This window comes from Kitasatospora papulosa (assembly GCF_000717245.1).
Classification (GTDB): domain Bacteria; phylum Actinomycetota; class Actinomycetes; order Streptomycetales; family Streptomycetaceae; genus Streptomyces; species Streptomyces papulosus.
In genome coordinates this window covers 1-14,461 of record NZ_JNYQ01000004.1, presented here as the reverse complement: position 1 = coordinate 14,461, position 14,461 = coordinate 1, and the positions used below count along the sequence as shown (strand labels likewise).

General features: G+C 70.7%; 12 protein-coding genes and 3 pseudogenes. 7 read left to right on the top strand and 8 right to left on the bottom strand.

Annotated features, from left to right (window positions below):
• Positions 1-33: 33 nt before the first annotated feature.
• Both IA22_RS0111360 and IA22_RS0111355 read right to left on the bottom strand, forming a co-directional pair.
• Entirely contained in the window at positions 34-1,308 is a 1,275-nt protein-coding gene (locus IA22_RS0111360; protein WP_030123541.1) for a M23 family metallopeptidase, read from the bottom strand.
• Between the two features lie 104 nt (positions 1,309-1,412).
• Positions 1,413-2,789, bottom strand: coding sequence for a cellulase family glycosylhydrolase (locus IA22_RS0111355; RefSeq protein ID WP_030123540.1), 1,377 nt, complete (start codon positions 2,787-2,789; stop codon positions 1,413-1,415).
• Between the two features lie 587 nt (positions 2,790-3,376).
• On the opposite strand from IA22_RS0111355, the gene IA22_RS0111350 reads away from it, so the two are divergent.
• Positions 3,377-3,598 (top strand): hypothetical protein, encoded by a 222-nt coding sequence (locus IA22_RS0111350; RefSeq protein WP_030123539.1) that lies wholly within the window; start codon positions 3,377-3,379, stop codon positions 3,596-3,598.
• A 127-nt stretch (positions 3,599-3,725) separates the two neighbouring features.
• Positions 3,726-4,172: pseudogene (locus IA22_RS38240) on the top strand (RNA polymerase sigma factor); the annotation flags it as partial.
• 2 nt (positions 4,173-4,174) lie between these two features.
• On the opposite strand, the gene IA22_RS38000 reads toward IA22_RS38240, so the two are convergent.
• Both IA22_RS38000 and IA22_RS0111335 read right to left on the bottom strand, forming a co-directional pair.
• Entirely contained in the window at positions 4,175-4,309 is a 135-nt protein-coding gene (locus tag IA22_RS38000; protein ID WP_266369987.1) for a hypothetical protein, read from the bottom strand.
• 558 nt (positions 4,310-4,867) lie between these two features.
• A pseudogene (locus tag IA22_RS0111335) lies at positions 4,868-5,419 on the bottom strand (DUF3291 domain-containing protein); the annotation flags it as partial.
• 336 nt (positions 5,420-5,755) lie between these two features.
• Here IA22_RS0111335 and IA22_RS0111330 point away from each other — a divergent pair.
• On the top strand, positions 5,756-6,796 hold the full coding sequence (locus IA22_RS0111330) for an NAD(P)/FAD-dependent oxidoreductase (protein WP_030123536.1): 1,041 nt from the start codon (positions 5,756-5,758) through the stop codon (positions 6,794-6,796).
• Complete coding sequence (locus IA22_RS0111325; protein WP_015578876.1) at positions 6,793-7,425, top strand: class I SAM-dependent methyltransferase; 633 nt, start codon at positions 6,793-6,795, stop codon at positions 7,423-7,425. The genes IA22_RS0111330 and IA22_RS0111325 overlap by 4 nt, the downstream gene beginning before the upstream one ends.
• An 86-nt stretch (positions 7,426-7,511) precedes the next feature.
• On the opposite strand, the gene IA22_RS0111320 is transcribed toward IA22_RS0111325, so the two are convergent.
• The gene (locus tag IA22_RS0111320; protein ID WP_030123535.1) at positions 7,512-8,126 is read right to left on the bottom strand and encodes a YceI family protein; all 615 of its coding nucleotides are present in this window, start codon (positions 8,124-8,126) and stop codon (positions 7,512-7,514) included.
• A gap of 240 nt (positions 8,127-8,366) precedes the next feature.
• Between IA22_RS0111320 and IA22_RS0111315 the strand changes: the two genes are divergently transcribed.
• Positions 8,367-8,891 carry a hypothetical protein gene (locus tag IA22_RS0111315; RefSeq protein WP_014153864.1) on the top strand — a complete coding sequence of 175 codons (525 nt, stop codon included), beginning with the start codon at positions 8,367-8,369 and terminating at the stop codon, positions 8,889-8,891.
• A 149-nt stretch (positions 8,892-9,040) separates the two neighbouring features.
• Here the strand turns inward: IA22_RS0111315 and IA22_RS0111310 are convergent, their stop codons facing one another.
• Both IA22_RS0111310 and IA22_RS0111305 read right to left on the bottom strand, forming a co-directional pair.
• Complete coding sequence (locus IA22_RS0111310; RefSeq protein ID WP_030123534.1) at positions 9,041-10,363, bottom strand: metal-dependent hydrolase family protein; 1,323 nt, start codon at positions 10,361-10,363, stop codon at positions 9,041-9,043.
• A 117-nt stretch (positions 10,364-10,480) separates the two neighbouring features.
• Positions 10,481-11,692 carry a glycoside hydrolase family 64 protein gene (locus IA22_RS0111305; protein ID WP_030123533.1) on the bottom strand — a complete coding sequence of 404 codons (1,212 nt, stop codon included), beginning with the start codon at positions 11,690-11,692 and terminating at the stop codon, positions 10,481-10,483.
• A 621-nt stretch (positions 11,693-12,313) separates the two neighbouring features.
• Here IA22_RS0111305 and IA22_RS0111300 point away from each other — a divergent pair.
• Both IA22_RS0111300 and IA22_RS0111295 read left to right on the top strand, forming a co-directional pair.
• Complete coding sequence (locus tag IA22_RS0111300) at positions 12,314-13,897, top strand: acyl-CoA carboxylase subunit beta (RefSeq protein ID WP_014153861.1); 1,584 nt, start codon at positions 12,314-12,316, stop codon at positions 13,895-13,897.
• Between the two features lie 73 nt (positions 13,898-13,970).
• Positions 13,971-14,174: an acyl-CoA carboxylase subunit epsilon gene (locus IA22_RS0111295; RefSeq protein ID WP_014153860.1), complete on the top strand. Its 204-nt coding sequence runs from the start codon at positions 13,971-13,973 to the stop codon at positions 14,172-14,174.
• Positions 14,175-14,266: 92 nt separating this feature from the next.
• Here the strand turns inward: IA22_RS0111295 and IA22_RS0111290 are convergent.
• A pseudogene (locus IA22_RS0111290) lies at positions 14,267-14,461 on the bottom strand (ATP-binding protein); the annotation flags it as partial.

Sequence of the window (14,461 nt, the reverse complement as noted above, 5' to 3'; positions counted from 1 at the left end):
GCGGACGCGTGTCCCGCGCGAAGCTCCGCGTCCTCAGAGGATCAGGCCCTTGGCCCGCAGATACGGGACGGGGGAGAGGTCGGACCCGAACGCGGGGCCGGTGCGGACCTCGAAGTGCAGATGCGGCCCGCTGGCGTTACCGGTCTCGCCGGACCAGCCGATCAGGGTGCCGCCCTGGACGCTCTGGCCGACGACCGCCTTCACCTCGGAGAGGTGGGCGTACTGGCTGAACGTGCCGTCCTCGTGCCGGATGACGACCTGGTCGCCGTAGTCCCCGCCGGGCCCGGCCGTGACGACCTCGCCGGGCCCGATGGCCTTGACCGGCGTTCCGGTGGGGACCACGAAGTCGACCCCGGTGTGGAGACCGGTGGACCACGAGGAGCCCCGCTGGTGGTACGGGGTGCCGGCCGGACCGTCGACGGGAAGGGTCCAGCCGCCGGACACGCCGCCGACCGGGACGACCATCTTCGGGTAGGACTTCATGACGGCCTTGACGTAGTCGTACGTCTCCCCGTCCGCCCCGCTCGCCCGCGGCAGACCCCCGTACTCCTCGACCGTCCTCCAGCCGAGGCGGTAGCCGGCCAGAGCCAGTTCCAGAGGGGTGCCCCGGTAGCCGGGACGCTCCTTGGCGGTCCGCAGGAGTGCGCACATCTTCTTGCCCTGCGCCGGTATGGCGTCCGCCGGGTCCAGGACGTCCTTGACGCCGTCGTTGTTGCCGTCGACGCCCTCGGCCGCCCAGTCGGCGTCGGTGAACTGCGCGATGCCCCTGGTGACGGGCCGTTCGGCCTGCGCCACGTCGGGCAACTCACCGCCCGGGGAAGCGTCCTCGGAGCCGGAGCCGGAGGCGGAGGCGGGTTCGTCGCCCGAGAGGCCTTCCTCGGCGGGCTTCCCGCCCGCATTCCCGTCCTCGGCCCGCTGTTCCGCGCTCCGCGGGTCCGTCAGCGAGCCCCCGTCGTCCGCCGGCTCGTCGGTCGCGAGCGATCTGGCCCTCGCGTTGAAGTTGCTCTCCCGCTTCAGCTGTGCGGCCAGCACGGGCGCGGTGAGCAGCTTGTCGTCGCAGTCGTCCGCCGCGTCGCGTATGAGCTTCGCGTACATGACGGGAACACCCACGTCGCCCGCCTTCAGCTCGGTGCCCACCGACGCGGGGACGTCCCCGCCGGCCGCCTCGCTGTCGTCGGAGCCCAGTAACAGGGTCCCGATCCCGATGGATAACGGCGTCACCACGCCCACGGCAATGACCGGCACCAACCAGCGAGCGATCTTCACAGACCCGGCTCTCCCCCACTCGACCGTCGCGATGAGGATCACTATGCCATCCGGGGTGGAAGCCCCTGCCGGGCCCTGGCCAGGGCTCCGGCACGGCCCCGGCCAGGGCTCCGGCCGTGGGTCCCGGCCGGAGCCCTGGCGGCGGGTCAGCTGGTGGGGAAGCTGTCGGGCGTACTGATGCGGGCCTTCAGGAGAGCTCCGGACTCCGTGAGCACGCCGCTGCTGCTGTAGTCGCCGCCGCCGCACGTACCGGGGCGGAGCGCGGCGCTGCTCTCGGGAGCGTCGGAATAGGTCCAGTTCGCGTAACTGATCTTCAGCTGGTCGAGCAGGTTCAGCCAGGCCGTGGTGCTCGCCACGTCCATCGCGCCGCCGCCGGTGGCGCTCACCGTGCCGAACTCCGTCACGAAGAGCGGGAGCCGCGAGGCCGCCCGGCTCAGTGTGGAGCGGTAGGAGTCCTTGTGGCTCGCGGCGTAGAAGTGGAACGCGTACATGAGGTTGGTGGCGTTGACGGGGTTGTTCACGACCTCGTTCTCGTCGGAGCCGTCCGACACGCCCAGCGAGGACCAGCCGCGGGTGCCGACGACGACGACGCCGTCCGGGTCGGCGGCCCGGACGACCGGGATGACCTGCTCGGCGTAGCTCTTGACGGCCGACCAGCTCACGCCGTTGGGCTCGTTGGTGATCTCGTAGATCACGTTCTTCTTGCCGGCGTTGCGGGCGGCGACGGCCGCGAAGAACGTCTTGGCGCGGGCGAGGTTGTAGTTCGGGTCGCCCGGCGTCAGGGTGTGGAAGTCGATCAACGCGTACATGCCGCGGGCCTCGGCCATGTCGACGAGCGCGTTCACGCGGTTGGTGAAGCCCGCCGGGTCGGTCTCGTAGCCGTCCTCCTGTACGTACATGGAGATGCGCAGCAGGTCCGACTTCCAGTCGTTCGCCAGCGCGTCCAGGGACGCGGCGCCGTAGCACTGGTCGAACCACTGGATGCCGTGCGTGCTCATGCCCCGCAGCTGCACGGGGCGGTTGTACTGGTTGCACAGGTTCACGCCGCAGACGTGGAGTTGACCGTTGACCTCCACAGGAGTGCCGGCGACGGGGTCGGGGTCGGGGGTGGGCTCGTCGACGGAGCCTGTGCAGGCGACGCCGTTGAGGGTGAACGCCGTGGGCTTCGGGTTGGCGCCCGTGAGGGTGCCGGAGAAGCCCAGGTCGGCCGCCGCGCCCGTGGCCAGCGTGCGGTTCCAGTCGACAGCGACGGCGCTGACCGCCGAACCGGACTGCGACCAGGTGGCGTTCCAGCCCTGGGCGACCCTCTGCCCGGCGTCCGGCATGGTGAAGCGGAGCGTCCATCCGCTGACGGGGGCTCCCAGATTGGTGACCTTCACTCCGGCCTGGAAGCCGCCCTGCCACTGGCTGGCGACCGTGTACTCGACCTTGCAGCCGTTGGCGGCCACGGCCTGGGGGCCGAACGCCCCCATCAGGCCCAGGACGGTCGCGAAGGCCGCCAGTAAGGCGAACAGGCGTTTCATGGTGTTCCTCCTCATGCGAAGCGGAATCAGGAGTGGGAGCGCTCCCAAGGTCTGTCGGGCCGAGACCGTACACCGGTGGGCCGATGCGCGTACAGAGATTCGACAGTCATTCGACGAAGAGTGGTCCGGGACCGGGCGCCGGAGCCCGCGCCGGCCGGGACCCGGCCTTCTGCGACGGATCTGCACACGGTGTGCGCAGGCTGCGGGATCCGCCCCGCCGCTCTCCGCGCGCGGCCCGGTTCCCTCTCGTCCGCAGCCGACTATGTCCCTTTCGCGGCGGATCAAGGATTCGGTCCGCGGGACATCCGTCGGTCGGACGGGTGAAGAAGATGTACCGGTCCGGAGGGCGATGTGACCGCTTCTGCTCCTCGGTGTCGGATAACCGCAGGCGAAAGAGCTGGAGGGTGGCTTCGTCACGTCCTCGCGTGCTTACATCCCTCACATCGCGAAAGCCGCAGGGAATTCCGACGCCTCCGGGCGGACGACGGAACTCCACCCGGTGGATGCGACCACGACAGCGGCGAAGGCCATTCCCCACTGCGGATTCGGCCCCGTCATTCTGCATTGCTGCGAAGGGAATCCATCTCATGAGCTCCACCCCCCAGATACAGACCCAGGAAATCTCCGACGCGGACCTGGACGTCGTGTCCGGTGGCATCGTCGGCGCTGCCTCCGTCGAGGTGCCTCTCGTCGGTGGTGTCGCGGGTGGGGTCGACGCCGACCTGCTCTCGGGCAGCGTCTCGGGCGCCCTCGGCGCCACCGTGCTCGGTGTCGCCGGGCTCGGCTCCGCCGCCACGCTCTCGGTCTGATCCGACGCCGAGCCCGTACGCCCCGTCGCCTGACCTGCCAGGTCGCCGGGGCGTACGGGCCGTCGGGCACCATGGCCGACGTGCACCGGACCCACGGACCTGAAACCACGGACCGGAGGCCTTGAACGTGAGCGACCCGCGTACCGCCCGCCGGGCAGGCGGCCCGGGCAACCGGTGGGAGCTCGTCTGGCGTCACCGCGACGAACTGCTGGAGATCGCGCGCAGCCGCTCGTCGAGCGCCGAGGAGGCCGAGGACGCGGTCCACGAAGCGATGATCCGTGCCGTGGAGGACCCTGACGTCCCGTACGGACGGGTGCGTTCGTGGCTCAGGCGAGCGACCGTACGCGCGTGCGCCGACCGGCACCGCGAGGTCGCCCGGGACCGGGAGCTGAGCGCGGTCCTGTCCGCCGCCCCGGCGGAGTCCTTCCCGGTCGAGGAGGGCGCGTGCGACCGGGCGGAGGCCCGATGGCTGGCCGACCGCACCACGGAACTGCTCCCCGCCCGCCAGGCACAGGCGCTACGGCTCCAGGCGCAGGACCTCGACGTCGGACAGGTGGCCCGGACGATGGGGCTGAGTTACCGCGCGACCGAGTCACTGCTGGCCAGGGCCAGACGGTCCGTGCGCGACGCCTTGGCCGCGACCCTCGCGGTGGCCGCGGCCGTGTGGATGTGCGTACGCAGGTTCCCTCGTACGGGTCTCGCCCAGTCCACGGGGGCGACCTCGGCGGCGGTGACCCTCGCGGTGGTGGGCGCGGCCGTGCCCGCCGGTCCCTTCGACCGGCCGGACGGCCGGCCTCCGGAGAGCAGGTCCGAGTCCTCGGCTCCCCGTGCCGCCCCGGCCGACCGGTTCCCCGTCAGCCGTGCGACTCGGACGCGCCCCCACCCAGCATCCCCCTCTCCGGACCCGCACGGCGCCGACCGGTCACGCCAGGGCGTTTCGCGGTCCGTGCCGGAGCGGCCACCGAGGACCTACGAGCCGCCGGTCACGGTGGCCCTGCGGATATCGATCGATTCCCGTTCACCGGTGGAAATTCCGGTGCTGGAACTTCCACCGGTTTCGGAACTGGCGCCGATTCCTGAACTGTCGCCGGTTCCGGAACCCCGGCCGGTGGTAACGCCGACGTCCATACCGTCGTCGCCGATGGACCCGTCAGGGATCCGGGGTCCGGAATTGTCCTCGGTGCCGGCCGAAATCTCTGTGGGCGGGCGTGGCGTCACGGTCGATCCGCCTCGGTCGTCATTTCCCTGAACAAGGCTTTCCCGCCGGTGAACCCGGTCGCTCCTCGGCCCGACTTCCTTTCCCCTGACGGGAGTTCCGTCCGGGGTGAACGGGTCGTGGAAGGTGAAGGCGTGCGGCGCGGCGCCGTGGTCCTGGAGATGCCGCAGCCGGGAAACCCCGTCCTGCCAGGTGGGTATCACGCCGTCGGAGACCCACCAGAACACGTAGTTCGGGTTTCCCGTCCGCTCGAACCAGTCGTAGCGCCTGTTCAGCGCCCCACGGTGCAGACCGGTGTAGACGGCGTCGAAGGCGGGGCGCAGGCCGGTCCAGAGCGAGAGGGTCGTGGCCAGGGCGGTGGTCTCCGCCGTGCGGCCCTTGTCGTACCAGGCCGGCACGGCGAACTCTCCCCACGCACCCCAGTCCGCCCCGAAGAGTTCGCCCCGGCCACCGTTCACCGCTTCGGCGCGCGCCACGAATCCGGGGTGCTGACTGAACTTCCGGTAGACGGCCTCGCCGATGTCGTAGAACTCGCGCGTGAGGGGTGCGGCGTCGGACAGGGGGGATTTCAGGACGCCGAACGTGTACAGAGCAAGCTGGGGCATGCGTGTCTCCCTGGTCGGGGCCTGGTGCGGACCCTGCTCGGTGGCCGAGGACCAGGTGAAGGTAGCTGCCTTCGCGGACCATGTCGAAGTTGTGTTTTCTCGCTCCAAATGGCTTCTGGAATATGGCAGTTGGCCCTTGTAGGTGCGGGGCGGCCGGCCCGGCGTCCGGGCCTGGGCGTGTGGGGGGGGAGGTCGAGGGGTGCGCTTCGGATCGAGGGGTACGGCAGCGGAGCGGAACCCCGGGAGGGCGCCTGGTGTGAGTTTGCCGTATCGGCAAGCAAACTTGTCGAACCAGGGGCTCGCGCGCACCATCTTCCGTAACAGGAGGTGATCCGCATGAGCGAGCTGAACCAGCGGTACGACGTCGTGGTGATCGGCGGTGGAGCGGCAGGGCTGAGCGGTGCCCTGGCACTGGCCAGGGCGCGGCGTTCCGTGCTGGTGGTCGACGCCGGCAGTCCGCGCAACGCGCCCGCGTCCCACGCCCACAACTACCTGGGCCGGGAGGGCATCCCGCCCCTGGAGCTGCTGGCCATCGGCCGGGCCGAGGCGGCGGACTACGGCGCCGAGACCGTCCGCGGCGAGGTCGTCTCGGCCACGCGGCTGCCGGACGGCGGATTCCGTGTCGTACAGGCGGACGGGGGAGTGACCGAGGCTCGTCGGCTGCTCGTGACCACGGGAATCGTCGACGAGCTGCCCCCGGTGGACGGCCTCACCGAGCGCTGGGGCAAGGAGGTGCTGCACTGTCCGTACTGCCACGGCTACGAGGTGCGGGACCGGCCGGTCGGGATTCTGGCGCTCAGCCCCATGGCCGTCCACCAGGCCCTGCTCTGGCGGCAGTGGACCGACGACGTGGTGCTGTTCCGCCACGAACAGGCCGATTTCGGTGACGAGGAGTACGAGCAGCTCGCCGCCCGTGGCATCTCCGTGGTGGACGGCACGGTGACCGGACTGGAGGTGGCCGACGACCGGCTCACCGGGGTACGGCTGGCCGGGGGGACGGTCATTCCGCGCGAGGCGGTGGTCGTCCAGCCCCGCTTCACCGCACGGTCGGCGGTGCTGGAGAGCCTCGGTCTGGCGCCCAGCGAGATGCTGATGGGCGACCACGTCGTCGGCAGCTACATCGCGGCGGACCCCTCGGGAGCCACCGACGTGCCCGGCGTGTGGGTGGCCGGCAACGTCGCCAACCTCATGGAGCAGGTCGTCGGAGCCGCGGCCGCCGGGCTCAAGGCCGCGTCGATGATCAACATGGACCTCGTCACCGAGGACACCCGCCGCGCGGTCGACGCCCGCCGCGCACCCTTCTCGGCCGAGGCCGAGCGCCTGGTCACCGAGCGTGTGCTCGGGGACCGCCGTCACGGACTTCAGGAGATTCGATGACCACCGACAGCACCCGGACCGACGCGGAGATGTGGGACGACCGGTACCGCGAGAGCGACCGGATCTGGAGCGGCAACCCCAACGTCGTCCTCGTCCGCGAGGTGGAGGGCCTCACGCCCGGCCGCGCCCTGGACCTTGGCTGCGGGGAAGGCGCCGACGCGGTCTGGCTCGCCCGGTGGGGCTGGAAGGTGACGGCCACCGACATCTCGCGCGTCGCACTGGAACGCGCGGCGGTCCACGCGGCCGAGGCGGATGTCGCGGACCGGATCGACTGGCAGTGGCACGACCTGGGGGCCTCGTTCCCCGAAGGGGAGTACGACCTGGTCTCCGCCCAGTTCCTGCACTCCATGGGGGACCTGCCCCGCGAGCGGATCCTGCGACGGGCGGCCTTGGCGGTCGCGCCCGGCGGTGTGCTGCTCGTCGTCGGGCACGCCGGCTTCCCCTCCTGGGATCACGACCACCCGGACATGGAGCTGCCGACGACGGACGAGGTGCTCGCCTCCCTCGAACTCCCGGAGGGGGAGTGGGAGGTGCTGCTCAGCGAGGAGCACGAACGCGTCCAGAACGACCCCGAGGGCAACCCCACCACGCGTACGGACAACGCGCTGAAGGTGCGCCGTACCGGCTGACGTGTGCCGGCCCCGGCCGGGAACGCCGAGCACCCGCCGTCCTCCCCCGAAGGGAAGGACCGGCGGGCGCGCTCGGTTCCGGAGGGTCAGGCCTGCGGGGAGGCCTTGATCGCGGAGATGTCGAAGTTCAGCTTCACCTTGTCGCTGACCATCACGCCGCCGGTCTCCAGAGCGGCGTTCCAGGTCAGGCCCCAGTCGGAGCGCAGGATGTCGGTGCTTCCCTCGAAGCCCACGCGCTCGTTGCCGTAGACGTCGGTCGCCGAACCGTTGAACTCCAGGTCGATGGAGAGCGGACGGGTGACGTCCTTGATCGTGAGGTCGCCGGTGACACGGTAGGTGTCGCCGCCGAGCTGCTCGGCCTGCGTCGAGCGGAAAGACATGAGGGGGAACTTCTCGGCGTCGAAGAAGTCGCCGCTGACCAGGTGGCCGTCCCGGTCGGCGATGCCGGTGTCCACGCTGGCGATCTTGACGTCGATGGAAGCGGAGGAGTTGGAGGGGGCGGAGCCGTCCAGGACCAGCGTGCCCTCGTGCTCGCCGAACGAGCCGCGCACGTTGGTGACCATGGCGTGGCGCACGGTGAAACCGATGCTGCTGTGCGCCGGGTCGATCGTGTACGTGCCGGTCAGCGCGGCCAGCGCCGGGTCCACGGCGAGGGTCGCGGTGGTGGAGGGGGTGTTGTTCTTGCGGTTGAACAGAGCCATGGCTCCTCCTCGGGGACGTGTTCCGGCGCGTTCCGAAGAGTGGACCGCCGAACGTTTGGTTTAACCTTCAACGAGATTGACTGTAGACCCTTTTTGTTCAAAGTTCAACATCAAGGGTCCAGGCCGGTCCGAAAGTCGCGGGGGAGTCGTGCGGCGCCCCGCCGCACCCTGGCGGACGCGCGTAGAGCTGGGGCACTATCTCCCTGCCCGTAATTGTCATGAGCAGGAGGACATCCCCCCATGCTGACCCGCCCCAGAGTCCGCTCGGCCCTCACCGCACTCGCCCTCGTCCTCGGTGCGCTCTTCGCGCCCGGCGTCGGCGTCCTCGGCGGCGGCGCCACCGAGGCGCACGCCGTCACCAAGCTGACCCACTCCCAGGCGACCTCCCGCTTCTCCTCCTCGGGCATCACCTGGTCCTCCTCGGGAGGCTGCTCCAACCGCAACGTCTCCACCTGCACGTCCTTCGACCAGCTGAACCTGACCAGCGCCCAGGGAGCCCAGACGCTGAAGAGCGCCACGGGCTGCGCGCTCAACATCACCGGAGGCACGGAGACGGGGCACGCGAGCGGCACGTACTCGCACTGGAACGGCTACAAGCTCGACTTCGCCAAGACCACCTGCCTGACGAACTACGTGAAGGGCACGTTCAGTTACATCGGCCTGCGCGGCGACGGCGCCCCGCAGTACAAGTCGGGCTCCGGGAACGTCTACGCCGACGAGGGCAACCACTGGGACGTGACGTACTACAACTGCGGCGGCTGCTGACCGCACGGCGAGATCCGGCCACACCGGACCGCCCGCGCTCCGCGCGACGAGGTGCCCCCGCCCACCCGGACCCGGTTCCGGACGGGGGCACCTCAGTGCTCCTACGCTCCCGCGGACCTGTGGATCCGCGGCCTCCCCGCTGCACCGGTTCAGGGGCAGAGCGCCGGCAGGACGCCTTCGCCGAGGACGCCGCCGCGGTCGACGGCGATCCGCCCCTCCTTCACCACGGCCAGGATGTGGGCGGGATCGCCCAGCGAGGCGATGTCGGACAGGGGGTCGACGTCCGTGACCACCAGGTCGGCCGCCTTGCCCGCCTCCAGGGTGCCCGTGACGTCGTCGACGCCGCACAGCCGCGCCGCGTCGCCGGTCGCGGCCACGATCGCCGCCATGGGCGACAGTCCGGCGACGCCGACCAGCAGTCCCAGCTCCTGGAGGTTCCTGCCGTGGCCGACGGCCAGCCCGCTGTCGGTCCCCATCGCGATCCTGACCCCCGCGGCGGCGGACAGGGCCACCGACTCCTGGGCGATCCGGTGCCAGCGCACCCCCTTCTCGTACGCCGAGGGGGAGGTGCGCGCCGGATCCAGGTCCTGGGTCGTCTCCAGCAGCGTCGGCACCAGGAACTGGCCCCGTTCCACCATCTCCGCCCGCAGCGCCTCGTCCAGGGCGTAGCCGTGCTCGATGCTGCTCACGCCCGCGAGGACGGCGGCCTCGATGCCGGGACGCCCGATGGCGTGCGCCGCGACCGGCAGACCGCCGTAGGCGCGGGCCTCCTCGACGGCCGCCGAGATCATCTCCGGGCGCAGCCCCAGCCACTCGGGCCGGTCGTGCGGGGAGGTGACGCCGCCGCTGGTGGCGAGTTTGATGCAGTCGGCCCCCGCCGCGACCAGGTCGCGCACCCGCGCCCGCATGTCGTCGACGGAACCGACCAGGCTCCGGGGGCTCTCGGGAAAGGTGACGGCGACGGCGAGCCCGTCGATCCCGCCGGCGAGGGTGAAGTCCGCGTGCCCCGCCCGCTGGCTGAGCATGGTAACCGAGACCAGCAGCCTGGGGCCGGGGATCCTCCGCTCCGCCACGGCCTGCCGGAACCCCGCGTCCAGCCCCATCAGGTCCCTGGCGGTGGTGACCCCGTTCTCCAGGGTGGTGCGCAAGCGGTCCAGGACCTTCAGGGTGCGGTAGCTCGGCAGCTCGTACAGGCCCTGGAGCGGATTTCCGGCAGGTCCCGGCAGGGCGAAGTGCACATGGGTGTCGATGAAGCCGGGGCAGAGGGTCCGGCCCGCCAGGTCCAGGCGTCGCACCGGTCCGAGGTCCGCGGGAAGCCGTGCCGCGTCGCCGGCCCAGCCGATGACCTTACCCTCGATCAGCAGGGCGGCGTCCGGCACCGGAGGGCGGCCGGTGCCGTCGATCAGCCGCAGGCCGTGGAGGAGGACCCGCTCACCGGGGGCGCCGACCGGGGTCTCACCGAGGGAGGACATCTGTCAACGATCGGCCCCGGGGGCCCGCGGCGCAGGCCGGGGTGGGCCGCACGGGTGCACGCGGCTGTGCCCGCCCGCCGCGGACCGGCGGCGGGCGGGCACGGTGTCACGGGCGGGTCAGGAGCCCACGCTCACCGTGAAGCGCCGGGGGTTGCCGTCGTGGGCCGCCCCCGACACGTCGGGCTCTCCGTCCGGGCGTACGTCGTCGTAGGGGAACGCGTAGCCGATCGGGGAGTTCGCGTGGACGACCCGCGACCAGTGGTTGGTCACCCCGCCCTTGTAGTAGTCCGCCACCGTGGTGCCGTTGGGCTGCTGCGGGTGGCTGAGCATGATCGAACGGTTGAAACCCGCCGCGATCCGTGCCAGCAGCGCCTTCTTGTCGTCGGAGTCGGCCGGGTCGTTCGCGAAGGGCCCGTGGTTGCAGGTGAAGATGTCCTTCGACGTCGGCTTCACGAAGGTGTGGCCACCCTCGAAGGTGAGCGTGTCACCGCTGACCCGGCCCGACAGCGTGCCCCGGCCGCCCTGCAGGTCGATGCGCAGGTCGGTGGAACGGTACTTCTCCCAGACCTCGTCGATCTGCGCGGTGAACAGGTCCCGGAAGGGCATCTGGTCCGGCCGGTCGAAGAACGGCGCCATCAGGTTCTGCGGTGAGACGACCCGGAGCACCTGGCCGTCCGAGCCGCGGGTGACCAGCTTGTCCCAGGGCTGCCCGTCCGACGCCGCCTGGGCGGTGAGGTCGTCGGCGATGCGCTGGACCGCGCCGTCCGGGAGCGGGGCGACGGAGTGCGTGGAGTCGCCCTCCAGGGTCAGCCCGATCGGCAGCGCCGTCACCAGGTCGACGTAGCTGATGTTCGCGTACAACTGCTGCGGGTTGAAGGTGAACTCGCAGAACGACCAGGTCCTGCCGTAGTTCGGGTCGGTGGGCGTCGCGAAGGCCGGCTCGACGAGGGACGGGCCCGGGTTGAGGTAGAAGTCCAGCTTGTCGTCGCGGACGAAGTAGACGCGCGCCCCGTACATCTGGGGCAGGGTCATGACGACGGGCCCGGCACCTGCGCCCTTCAGGGGGATCGCGCAGTCCACCGGCAGTGGGGTCTGCGGGGCGCCGGGCGAGTCGGGGCGGTAGACACTGCCGTCGGGGCGCAGCAGCACCCAGCGGTCAGTGCCCTGCTCGTGGCCGGTGACGTACGCGTGCACCGTGCCGGGCAACGACTTGTTCTCCAGGGCCAGTTCGCAGGTCGCGGCGGCCGCCGACGTGCGCGGACTCAGTGCGGAGCCCCAGAGCGGGTAGCTGAGCGCGGTCGCGGACGCGGCGGCGCCCGTCAGGAACATTCTGCGCGAAATCACGAAGGAACTCCCGAGATGTGGGGGGCGCAGGCAGGAGTCAGGGGGATGGTGTGCGGGGAGGTGGGGCGTTGGGGGGACTGCCTGCGGTGCGGAACACTCTCGCCACGGGTGCGGCGACCGTCAAGAGTTATGACTGAGAGCGCTCTCATCAAGTTGCCGTTCTTCACAACTCGACGCCTCGTAAAGGGTTTTGGCCACTCCTGGTCGATCGTCGCATGCGGGGAGTGAACAGGAGGTGAAGGTGCCCGGGGCTCCCGGCGCGCGGGCACCGGGTGGACCCGCTCCGTCCCGTCGGCCGCCGGACGGGTACTGTCCACCCCGGTCCTTCGGATGCTTCTCCGCCGCCGGGCCCGGAACGCGGAGCGGATCCCGCCGTCGCGGTGGGCCCGGTCGTCCGCTCCGGTGGATCCACGGCGTGGCGTGCGTGCCCTGTGTGGCCGGGAACACAGCTACGGCTTTGTTGGGGATCCACAACGCGCAGGCCCTGTGAGCTGGCAGATGGGCTGCATGATGCCCGGCTTCTGTCAGGTGCCACCAGGAAACGGGGCAGGAGACTGTCCGGAGTGAACGGCAGGGTTTTCTGGATCGGGTTCGTAGGGTCGACGTATGACCGTTGTGGACGAAATCCCGGGCGAGCCGAGCGACACGCGTGGCCGGGTGGCCGAACTGCTGGCGCTGCGTGAGCAGGCCCGGCGTGGACCGAGCGACCGGGCGACCGAGGCGCAGCACGCCAAGGGCAAGCTCACGGCGCGTGAGCGCATCGCGCTGCTGCTGGACGAGGGATCGTTCAAGGAGGTCGAGCAGCTGCGCCGCCACCGGGCGACCGGCTTCGGCCTGGAGGCCAAGAAGCCGTACACCGACGGTGTCATCACCGGCTGGGGCACGGTCGAGGGCCGGACGGTCTTCGTCTACGCGCACGACTTCCGGATCTTCGGAGGGGCGCTGGGCGAGGCCCACGCCACGAAGATCCACAAGATCATGGACATGGCCATCTCGGCCGGTGCCCCGCTGGTCTCGCTGAACGACGGCGCCGGCGCCCGTATCCAGGAGGGCGTCTCGGCGCTCGCCGGCTACGGCGGGATCTTCCAGCGCAACACCAGGGCCTCCGGAGTCATCCCGCAGATCAGTGTGATGCTCGGCCCGTGTGCGGGCGGCGCGGCCTACAGCCCGGCGCTGACCGACTTCGTGTTCATGGTCCGTGAGACCTCGCAGATGTTCATCACCGGACCGGACGTCGTCAAGGCGGTCACCGGCGAGGAGATCACCCAGAACGGCCTCGGCGGCGCGGACGTGCACGCCGAGACCTCGGGCGTCGCGCACTTCGCGTACGACGACGAGGAGACCTGCATCGCCGAGGTCCGCTACCTGATCGGGATGCTGCCCTCCAACAACCGCGAGAACCCGCCCGTCGTGCCGAGCGACGACCCCGCCGACCGGCGCGGCGACGTCCTGCTGGACCTGGTCCCGGCCGACGGCAACCGCCCCTACGACATGCACAAGGTCATCGAGGAGCTCGTCGACGACGGCGACTTCCTCGAGGTCCACGAGCGCTGGGCCCGCAACATCGTCTGCGCGCTGGCCCGGCTCGACGGCCAGGTCGTCGGCATCGTGGCCAACCAGCCGCAGGCCCTGGCGGGTGTCCTGGACATCGAGGCGTCCGAGAAGGCCGCGCGATTCGTCCAGATGTGTGACGCCTTCAACATCCCCATCATCACTCTTCTGGACGTACCCGGCTTCCTGCCCGGCGTCGACCAGGAGCACGGTGGGATCATCCGGCACGGCGCGAAGCTGCTCTACGCCTACTGCAACGCCACCGTGCCGAGGATCTCGCTGATCCTGCGCAAGGCCTACGGAGGTGCGTACATCGTCATGGACAGCCAGTCCATCGGTGCCGACCTCACGTACGCCTGGCCCACCAACGAGATCGCCGTGATGGGCGCCGAGGGCGCCGCCAACGTCATCTTCCGCCGTCAGATCGCCGACGCCGAGGACCCCGAAGCCATGCGGGCCCGCATGGTCAAGGAGTACAAGGCCGAGCTGATGCACCCCTACTACGCGGCCGAGCGCGGCCTGGTCGACGACGTCATCGACCCCGCCGAGACGCGCGAGGTGCTGATCGCCTCGCTCGCGATGCTCCGCAACAAGCACGCCGACCTGCCGTCCCGCAAGCACGGCAACCCCCCGCAGTAGTCGCAGCCGCGGCGGCGGCCCCGGCCGACCGCCCACGTTCCGCGACCACCTGCCCCAGAAGACGGAGACATCCATGAGCGTCACTCCCGCCGATTCGGTCCTGCGCGTCGAGAAGGGCCAGGCCGGCCCCGAGGAGCTCGCCGCCATCACCGCGGTCCTGCTCGCCCGCGCCGCCGCCCAGCCCGACGCGCCCGCCCACCGGGGCCGCAGCACCGCCGGATGGCGCCGCCTCGAGCGCACGCCCGGCTTCCGCGCCCCGCACAGCTGGCAGGGCTGAGAACCGGCACCCGGGCCCGGCCAGGGCCCGTGAGGACGAAAAGGCCCCGTACTCCTTCGAGGAGTACGGGGCCTTCGCCGTGCGACGGACTGTCAGCGCAGCCGGGCCATCAGTGCGTGCTCGACCAGGGTGATCAGCGCGCTCTTGGCGTCCGCGCGGTGGCGGGCGTCCGTCGTGAGTATCGGGGTGTCCGGGCCGATCTGGAGTGCTTCGCGTACTTCGTCGGGTGTGTAGGGCTGGTGTCCGTCGAAGCCGTTGAGGGCGATGACGAACGGGAGGCCGCTGTT

Bases quoted from the DNA above. Each gene is read 5' to 3' on its own strand.
- IA22_RS0111355 (WP_030123540.1), bottom strand. From the start codon at position 2,789: ATGAAACGCCTGTTCGCCTTACTGGCGGCCTTCGCGACCGTCCTGGGC.
- IA22_RS0111350 (WP_030123539.1), top strand. From the start codon at position 3,377: ATGAGCTCCACCCCCCAGATACAGACCCAGGAAATCTCCGACGCGGAC.
- IA22_RS0111330 (WP_030123536.1), top strand. From the start codon at position 5,756: ATGAGCGAGCTGAACCAGCGGTACGACGTCGTGGTGATCGGCGGTGGA.
- IA22_RS0111325 (WP_015578876.1), top strand. From the start codon at position 6,793: ATGACCACCGACAGCACCCGGACCGACGCGGAGATGTGGGACGACCGG.
- IA22_RS0111320 (WP_030123535.1), bottom strand. From the start codon at position 8,126: ATGGCTCTGTTCAACCGCAAGAACAACACCCCCTCCACCACCGCGACC.
- IA22_RS0111315 (WP_014153864.1), top strand. From the start codon at position 8,367: ATGCTGACCCGCCCCAGAGTCCGCTCGGCCCTCACCGCACTCGCCCTC.
- IA22_RS0111310 (WP_030123534.1), bottom strand. From the start codon at position 10,363: ATGTCCTCCCTCGGTGAGACCCCGGTCGGCGCCCCCGGTGAGCGGGTC.
- IA22_RS0111305 (WP_030123533.1), bottom strand. From the start codon at position 11,692: ATGTTCCTGACGGGCGCCGCCGCGTCCGCGACCGCGCTCAGCTACCCG.
- IA22_RS0111300 (WP_014153861.1), top strand. From the start codon at position 12,314: ATGACCGTTGTGGACGAAATCCCGGGCGAGCCGAGCGACACGCGTGGC.
- IA22_RS0111295 (WP_014153860.1), top strand. From the start codon at position 13,971: ATGAGCGTCACTCCCGCCGATTCGGTCCTGCGCGTCGAGAAGGGCCAG.